The sequence below is a fragment of the Methylobacterium sp. P5_C11 genome (assembly GCF_054049775.1).
On the sequence record NZ_JBFULS010000002.1, the window covers coordinates 194,716 to 202,867 of the forward strand.

Annotated in this window: 6 protein-coding genes; all 6 read right to left on the reverse strand. The window is 70.8% G+C overall.

The genetic code is table 11. The features are described 5' to 3' along the window. Positions 1–3: 3 nt before the first annotated feature. The gene (locus tag ACXJKQ_RS02725) at positions 4–594 is read right to left on the reverse strand and encodes a biliverdin-producing heme oxygenase (protein ID WP_457104246.1); all 591 of its coding nucleotides are present in this window, start codon (positions 592–594) and stop codon (positions 4–6) included. Then, positions 594–3,209: a histidine kinase dimerization/phosphoacceptor domain -containing protein gene (locus ACXJKQ_RS02730; RefSeq protein WP_457104227.1), complete on the reverse strand. Its 2,616-nt coding sequence runs from the start codon at positions 3,207–3,209 to the stop codon at positions 594–596. Before ACXJKQ_RS02730 ends, ACXJKQ_RS02725 begins: the two co-directional genes overlap by 1 nt. Before the next feature lie 157 nt (positions 3,210–3,366). Then, positions 3,367–4,143 carry an FAD-dependent oxidoreductase gene (locus ACXJKQ_RS02735; protein WP_457104228.1) on the reverse strand — a complete coding sequence of 259 codons (777 nt, stop codon included), beginning with the start codon at positions 4,141–4,143 and terminating at the stop codon, positions 3,367–3,369. A 131-nt stretch (positions 4,144–4,274) separates the two neighbouring features. Next, the gene (gene truB / locus ACXJKQ_RS02740; RefSeq protein ID WP_457104229.1) at positions 4,275–5,303 is read right to left on the reverse strand and encodes a tRNA pseudouridine(55) synthase TruB; all 1,029 of its coding nucleotides are present in this window, start codon (positions 5,301–5,303) and stop codon (positions 4,275–4,277) included. 55 nt (positions 5,304–5,358) lie between these two features. Further along, positions 5,359–5,787: a 30S ribosome-binding factor RbfA gene (gene rbfA / locus ACXJKQ_RS02745; RefSeq protein ID WP_457104230.1), complete on the reverse strand. Its 429-nt coding sequence runs from the start codon at positions 5,785–5,787 to the stop codon at positions 5,359–5,361. Positions 5,788–5,889: 102 nt separating this feature from the next. Beyond that, positions 5,890–8,152 (reverse strand): translation initiation factor IF-2 (gene infB / locus ACXJKQ_RS02750; protein WP_457104231.1); only part of this gene is annotated, 2,263 nt, incomplete at its 5' end.

Genomic DNA, 8,152 nt, shown 5'->3' on the forward strand with positions numbered 1-8,152 from the left:
GCCTCAGGGGGCGGCCGGAATCTCCGGGACGTGGCAGAGCCACGCGCGCATCGCCGCGAAGGTCGACACGGCCGCCCCGGTGAGCGCGGCCTCCGCGGCCGGGTCGTCGCCGAAAACCTCCAGGCGTTTCCGGAAGGCCGCCCACATCGCCCCGGAGGCGGCCCCGTGCGCCCGGTAATAGCCGAGCCCGTTCTCCGTGAAGCCGTGAAGCCCGGCGATGTGCCGGCCGATCAGCTGGCCGCCGAGCGTCGATCCCTCCAGCACGTAGAGCGCCCCCGTGGCCGCGGCCGGTCCGTCGAGCACCGGCGGGATTGGCCGTGGGAGCCCCGCGATCGCCGAGGGCGCGAGGCCGAGTTGCGCGAGATCGGCGGTGAGCCGTGCGAGGCGACGGCGGGGCTCCAGGAAGGGCTCGTCGGCGAGGCCGTCGCCGATGGCGGCCTCCCAGACCGCGTGGAACCCGTAGAGGCGCCCCAGCAGATCGCGATAGCCGCTCAGCGTCGCGACCCGCGCCTGCCAGTCGAGGGACGCCTCCAGGGCCTTGTGGGCTGGATCGGTCGCCGCGCGCAGCCGCGCATGCAGGCCATCGCGCGCCATCACGCGGTGATCGTGAAGCAGGCGCCGGGCGTGTTCGCGACCGTGAGCGTCGCGTTGATCTGGTCGAGCATCGCCCGGATCAGCTTCATGCCCAGGCCCGACCCCTTGCCCCGTGCCCTGGCATCCGCCCAGTCGTCGGGCAGGCCGCGGCCGTCGTCGCAGACCCGCAGCTGGATCTCGCCCGGTGCGGAGGCGGAGACGCTGACCTCGACGCGGCCGCCGCCCGCCGGATTGGCCGCGTATTTGAAGGCGTTGGTGACGAGTTCTGTGGCGATCAGCGAGAGCGCCACCGCCTTGCGATAGGGCACCATCAGGCCGGGCTCCGCCGAGAGGTCGACGGCGTGCCCGTCGCCGGCGAGGCCCGCGAGGTCGTTGCACAGGCTCTCGATGGTCTGGCCGAGATCGACCTCGTCGAACCGCTCGGCCTGATACAGGCTGTCATGGACCCGCGCGACGCTCATCACCCGGGCCGAAGTGTCGGCGAAAGCCTGCCGCGCCGCGCCGTCGGCGATCTGGCGGCGCTGCATCTGCAGGAAGGCCGACACGATCTGCAGGGAGTTCTTCACCCGGTGGTCGATCTCCCGCGTGAGCAGATCCTTCTGCTCGAGCAGGCGCTCCTTCTCGGCGAGCAGGCTGGTGAGCTCGTCGATCTTGCGCCGCTGCCGCAGCACGACGCCCTCGACCGCTTCCGCCAGGGAGCCGGCGAGCTGGACCTGCCATTCCGCGAACGGCGCGGCGAACCCGGTGCGCTCCTCGACCCAGCGCTCGAAGGAGCGGCGCGGCAGCACCGCCACGGGACCGCTGCCGGCGAGCACGGGCTTGCGCGGGTCGCCGCCCCAGGTGACCGTGCTGGGGACCTCCGGCCGGAACCAGAGCAGCAGGTTCTCGCGGGAGGCGTCGACGAAGGTGGCCAGCAGGCCGCTGGCGATCTCCCGATACGGCCCGGCCTCCGGATAGTCGGCCGTGAAGCTGTCGCTGCTGAAGCCGAACTCGCCGGCCGGCACGCGCGTCCGCAGCCAGGCCGCGATCGCCGATACCTCGTCGGAGGGCGGCGTCCGACCGATCAGCGTGACCCGCGTGCCCGAGACGACCCCGGCGCCGGTGGCGTTGAACAGGTCGAGCAGCGTCGTCGTCCCGCCGGCCAGTGCGGCCACGAAGTCGTCGGAACGGGTCAGGCCGCGCACGAGGCGCCCCTCGACATCGAGATGCGCCTGCCGCTCGGCCCAGAGCCGGCGGGACTCGATCTCCTGCACCCGCATGGCGAAGGCGTCGGTGAGCACCGTGGCGGCCGCGCGCGTCTCCGGCGTGACGTAGTGGGGCCGGCGATGGTGCCCGATCATCAGGCCCCAGAGCCGCCCGTCGACCATGATCGAGATCGACATCGAGCCGTTCACGCCGAGGTTGCGCTGATACTCCAGATGGATCGGCGAGAGCGTGCGGTGCTGGGCGAAGGTCAGGTCGACCGGGCCGTTGCCGGCGCCGGGGGCCGAGACCAGCCCGACCGGCACGCTGTCGCGGTCGATGACGAAACGGCTCTTGGCCTTGGTGTAGAGGGCGCGGGCCTGGGCCGGAATATCGGAGGCTGGGAAGCGGAGGCCGAGCAGGCTGCGCGACCAGTCGGGCGCCTTGTCCTCGGCCACGGCCTCGCCGTTCCAGTCCGCATCGAACCGGTAGACCAGAACCGCCTCGAAACCGGTGAGCGCACGAATCTCCAGGGCGGCGATCCGGGCGGCATCCGCCAGGGTCTCGGCGGCGCGCAGGCGTCCGACGGCAAGTTCGGTATCGATCTGGCTGGCGGTGGCGAAATCGTCGGCCGCGTCCGGCTCCAGCTCCAACTCGACGATCAGGCGCCCGGCATGGGCGTGAGCGACGGCGTAGTAGGGCGTGTCGCGACCCGGAAGGACCAGCCGTCGGCGGACCGAATGGCCCTCGTCCAGCGTCCCGGCCGCGAGGCGCGCCCGAACCGCCGCGACAAAATCCGCCGACAGGACATCGACGAGCGGCCGACCGGCCAGCGGCGGCTCGACCGGATCGACGATCTCGGACACGTTGGCTGAGTAGGCGACGACCAGCAGGGTCGCGGCATCGGCCGCCAGCATCACGGCATTGGGCTGGATCGAACCCGGAATGTGGATCGGCTCGCGCTCGCAGAGGCTGGCATCCACAGGCTCGGCCCGGACGCGCTGCCCGATCGCGGCCATCACAGCCTCCCGCGACAGGCCGGCCCCGAGGCTCTCCAGCGGATCGATCGTCAGCCACGTCACCGGACGACCGTCCGCGATCGTCCCGTGACGCATGTGTACTCGCGCGCGCAAGGGCTGCGGCAGTCGTCCGAAAACGTAATCGAAACTCTCGTCCAGGCCGCCGCGACGGGCGCCGGCGAGAAACCGGCCCCGAAAGCCCGGGACGTTGGTGCCCGGCATCACATCGCGGAAGTAGTTGCGCCCCAGGACGGCGTCCCGCGAGAAGCCGGAGATCGCGCTCGCGCCTTCGCTGAACGCGACGACCGCGCCCGTCTCGTCGAGACCGATCACGCCCTGATCCAGGCGATCGATCGCATCGAGGGCGAGCACGTCGAGGTCGACGCCTTTATCGGTGGCCGGGCTCAGCGGCATCAGGGGCGGAAGCGGTTCATGCGATGGATATGACGATGTGATTGTCCGAGTGCAATGATCGCTGTGGTAACAGGATCAAGACTCGTAAATTCTGTGTCTGATGTCAGAGATAGCGCTCCTAAGTCCTTCCTCAACTGTAGGATGATAGGTGGGGCGATCAGCCGGACTTTGGCACAGGCTCCGCCCTGTGGCGCCCTCGGCAAGAACATAGATCAAGAAATGCGCAAGGTACTCCACGGTGGGGCCGAGCATTTCGCCCCCGAGCGAGCGTCCCCTGCGGTCGGCCCAGATCCGTATTCCGCCGTGATTCAACCTCTCGATGCGGGCTGTGCCTTGATCGGAATCGATCACCCTGACGCGGACACAGAGCCGCGCCCTTGCCTGGGCGATCGCGATCCCAGCGGCGCCGGCCCAGCGGATGACGAGCGGTTCCGGCAAATCGGGGATTTCGAACAGGGTGTCGGTGGTCAGGAGGCGGTCGCCAGGCCCCTGTAGCGGCTTCGGGACGCCCGGGCTCGACCCGGTAGCGAGGACGAGGGGCGCGGAACCGGATCCGGGCGCGATCCCCGTTCACCAGGGTCCGGCCGTCGACGGAGCGCGCGCTGCCACCGATCCGGGCCTCCTCCGGCAGCGCGTCCAGCCCCTCGAAGGCGCTGGCGACGAAGCGGACACGCTCCAGCACGGCGGGGCCATCGACGGAGATTCCGGACACGCGGATGCCGAACTGGTCGGCCCTGCGCGCCGCGTTGGCGGCGGCCGCGGCGGCGATCAGCATCTTGGAGGGCATGAGCCGACCCGGGCACAGGTCGTTCCGCCCGGCCCCCCGCTCGATCAGGAGGGCGCGGGCACCGGCCGCGGTCGCGGCACGATGCACCGCGAGGCCGGCCGTTCCGGCCCCGATCACGGCCACGTCGCAGTCGAGGTCGCGCATCATCGTCCCGGGCCGTCCGCCGGAGCCAAAGCGGCGCGGCCCGGGTTCGTTCCGCCCGCGCGCTCGCGACTCAGCCTACCTTGGACCGGCCGGCGTCCCGCACGCGCCGGGCTCGGCGGTGCGGAGAGGCAGGTTCAGACATTGCGGCCCGGGGCCGTGCCGCCGAGATGGAACACCCGGTGCGGGATCAGCTCGCCGCGCTCCACGTCGCCCACGGCGACCAGGATGCCGGCGCAGGTCGCGAACGCCTTACCGGCCACTGGGGCGTCCCGGCCCCGCAGGATCACCGGCTGGCCGCGCATCAGACGCAGACCGAGATCGCGGGAGACCGCGACTTCCGGAATGGCATCGAGGGCCGTCTCCACCGGACGCAGGTGGGCGAGCGCAGCCTCCGGCGTGCCGTCGGTCAGAGCCGAGACGGGGCAGGACTCGGCTTCCGAGAACGGCCCGACGCGGGTGCGGCGCAGGGCCGAGACGTGACCGTAGCAGCCGAGCATGCGGCCCAGGTCGCGGGCGAGGGCGCGGACGTAGGTCCCCTTGCCGCATTCGGCCTCGATCACCGTGCGCTCGCCATCATGCTCGACCACCGCGAGCCGGTCGATCTGAACCGGGCGGGCGACCAGCTCCACGATCTCGCCCTCGCGGGCCAGATCGTAGGCGCGCTCGCCCTGGATCTTGATGGCGGAGTAGCGCGGCGGCACCTGCTCGATCGCCCCGACGAAAGCCGGCAGCGCCGCCTCGACCGCCGCCCGGTCCGGACGGGCGTCGCTGGTCGCCACGGGACGCCCCTCGGCGTCGTCGGTGTCGGTCTCGACGCCCCACTGCACGGTGAACCGGTAGGCCTTCCGACCGTCCATGACGAACGGGACCGTCTTGGTCGCCTCGCCGAGGGCGATCGGCAGGATGCCGGAGGCCAGCGGGTCGAGGGTGCCGGCATGGCCGGCCTTCTTGGCGTTGAAGGCGCGCTTCACCACCGCGACCGCATGGGTCGAGGTCATGCCGACGTGCTTGTCGAGGATCACCCAGCCCGAGACATCCCGACGCTTCGGGCGGTCGGGACGCGGGCCGCGCTGCGGGCGGCGGTCCTCCGCCCCGCGGTGCTCGGCGCTCGGCACCGGAGCCGCGCGCTCGGCCGGCGGGAAATCTTCCATGGAAACCGTCATGTCCGCGTGTCCCCCGGGGTCGTTGCCCCGTCCCTTTACTGCTTGGTCTCGGGACTCAATGTCCCGTCCCGGTCCCCGGTTCGTCGTCCTCTTGCCCAGGCTCGAGGTCGCGCTGAACCCGCTCGTCCCGCAGCAGCCGGTCGATGCGCGCCGCCTCGTCGAAGGTCTCGTCGCGCCGGAAGCGCAGCTCCGGCGCGAATTTCAGGTTCACCCGCCGCGCCACCTCCTGGCGCAGCACCTTCCGGTGGCGCTCCAGGGCGGCGATCACCGGCGCCTCGTCGAGGCCGCCGAGCGGCATCACGTAGGCGGTGGCGAGCTTCAGATCGGGCGACATCCGCACCTCCGGCACGGTCACGACATGCGTGCCGAGCACCGGGTCCTGGATGTCGCCGCGCTGGAGCACCTCGGCGAGGGCGTGGCGCACGAGTTCGGCCACGCGCTGCTGGCGCTGCGAGGGGCCGGTGGAGGTCGGTTTCTGGGCCATTCTGTCTCGGACCGGCGCGGGGACGGCCGGCTCCCGTCCTGAAAAAAGAAAAGACGGCCGCGGCAGGTGCCGCGGCCGCCCTGTCCGGAAGTGTCCGGGGTCTCAGAGGGTCCGGCGGATCTCCTCGACCCGGTAGCACTCGATGACGTCGCCCGCGCGCATGTTCTCGAAGTTCTCGAAGGCCATGCCGCACTCCTGACCGGAGGTGACTTCCTTCGCGTCGTCCTTGAAGCGCTTGAGGGTCTTGAGCTTGCCCTCGTGGATCACGACGCTGTCGCGGATGAGGCGGACATGGGCGCCGCGCTCCACGGTGCCGTCGGTGACGCGGCAACCCGCGACCTTGCCGACCTTCGAGACCTCGAAGACCTCTTGAATGGTCGCCTCGCCGAGCCGGTCCTCCCGCAGGGTCGGCGGCAGCATCCCCGACAGCGTGGCTTTGATGTCGTCCACGAGGTCGTAGATGATGTTGTAGTACCGGATCTCGATGCCGGCCCGCTCGGCGGCCTCGCGGGCCTCCTTGAGGGCACGGACGTTGAAGCCGATCACCACCGCCTTGGAGGCCTGTGCCAGGGTGATGTCCGATTCGGTGATGCCGCCGACGCCCGACAGGAGGATGCGGGCCGCAACCTCGTCGTTGCCGAGCTTCTCGAGCGCACCCGAGATCGCCTCCACCGAGCCCTGCACGTCGCCCTTGATGACGACTGGCAGCTCCTTGCGACCAGCGCCTTCCTTGAGGTCGCGCATCATGTCGACCAGCGAACGGTTGGCACCGCCGGTCCGGGCGTTCTGGCGCTCGCGCTTCTGGCGGGCGCGGTACTCGGTGACCTCACGGGCGCGGGCCTCGCTCGGGACCACGGTCACGCGGTCGCCGGCATCGGGCGTCCCGTTGAAGCCCAGCACCTCCACCGGCACCGAAGGGCCGGCATACTGGACGTTCTCGCCGAGGTCGTCGATCAGGGCGCGCACGCGGCCCCACTCGGCGCCCGCCACGACGATGTCACCGGTGAACAGGGTGCCGCGCTGGACCAGGACCGTGGCCACAGGGCCGCGACCGCGGTCGAGCTGGGCCTCGATGACCGTGCCCTCACCGTCGCGCTTCTCATTGGCGCGCAGGTTCATGATCTCAGCCTGGATCTGGATACCCTCCAGAAGCTCCGGGACACCGGCGCCGGTCTTGGCCGAGACCTCGAACTCGAGGGTCTCACCGCCCATCGACTCGACCTGGATGTCGTGCTGGAGCAGCTCCGTGCGGACCCGCTCCGGCTTCGCGTCCGGCTTGTCGATCTTGTTGACCGCGATGATCATCGGGACGCCGGCCGCCTTGGCGTGCTGGATGGCCTCGATGGTCTGGGGCATGACGCCGTCATCGGCCGCCACCACGATCACCACGATGTCGGTGACCTTGGCGCCGCGGGCGCGCATCGACGTGAACGCCGCGTGGCCCGGGGTGTCGATGAAGGTGACCATGTCGCCGGACGGAGCCGCGACCTGATAGGCGCCGATGTGCTGGGTGATGCCGCCGGCCTCGCCCTCGACAACGTTCGCCTTGCGGATCGCGTCGAGTAGCGACGTCTTGCCGTGGTCGACGTGGCCCATGATGGTGACCACAGGCGGACGGGGATCGAGATCCTCCTCCAGATCCGGCTCGTCGGACGACAGTCCCTCCTCGACGTCGGACTCGGCGACGCGGCGGACGGTATGACCGAGTTCCTCGGCGATGAGCTGAGCGGTGTCCGAATCGATCACGTCGGTGATCTTGTGGATCTGACCCTGCTTCATCAGCATGCGGATCACGTCAACGGCCCGCTCCGACATGCGGTTGGCGAGCTCCTGGATGGTGATCGTCTCGGGGATCGTCACCTCGCGGGACAGCTTTTCCTTCTGTTCGACGTGACCCCGACCGCTCATCCGCTGCTGGCGGCGGCGGAACGAGGCGACCGAGCGCGTGCGCTCGTCCTCGCCCGACGTCGCGGTGGCAATGGTCAGACGGCCGCGGTTGCGGTCGCCGCCCGGCGACTTCGGGGTCTTGGGCGGGGTGATGATCTTGAGCGGCATGCCGGGACGGCGGATCACCCGCTTCGTCTCGGACTCGTCGTCGTTGGTCTGGGCGCCGCGACCGGCGGGACGCGCCGTGGCGGCCGCACCGGCGGGACGCGCCGCGGTCGCGGGCGTCGCACTCTTCTCCGGCTCGGGCGCCGGGGCCGGTCGGGCCATGAAGTTGAGATCGCGGGGCTTGCGCGTATCGGCCGTGATGGTCTTGCGCGGCTCACCCGTGGACGGCCGGGGCGTCAGCGGCGGACGTGGGGCTGCGGCCGGGGCGGATGCCGGACGTGCCGCGGCCGGGCGTGCACCCTCGGGCTGACGC

What these genes read in the sequence shown, in the direction of transcription:
- ACXJKQ_RS02725 (WP_457104246.1), bottom strand. Translation starts at nt 594, where the DNA reads ATGGCGCGCGATGGCCTGCATGCGCGGCTGCGCGCGGCGACCGATCCA.
- ACXJKQ_RS02730 (WP_457104227.1), bottom strand. Translation starts at nt 3,209, where the DNA reads ATGCCGCTGAGCCCGGCCACCGATAAAGGCGTCGACCTCGACGTGCTC.
- ACXJKQ_RS02735 (WP_457104228.1), bottom strand. Translation starts at nt 4,143, where the DNA reads ATGATGCGCGACCTCGACTGCGACGTGGCCGTGATCGGGGCCGGAACG.
- truB (WP_457104229.1), bottom strand. Translation starts at nt 5,303, where the DNA reads ATGACGGTTTCCATGGAAGATTTCCCGCCGGCCGAGCGCGCGGCTCCG.
- rbfA (WP_457104230.1), bottom strand. Translation starts at nt 5,787, where the DNA reads ATGGCCCAGAAACCGACCTCCACCGGCCCCTCGCAGCGCCAGCAGCGC.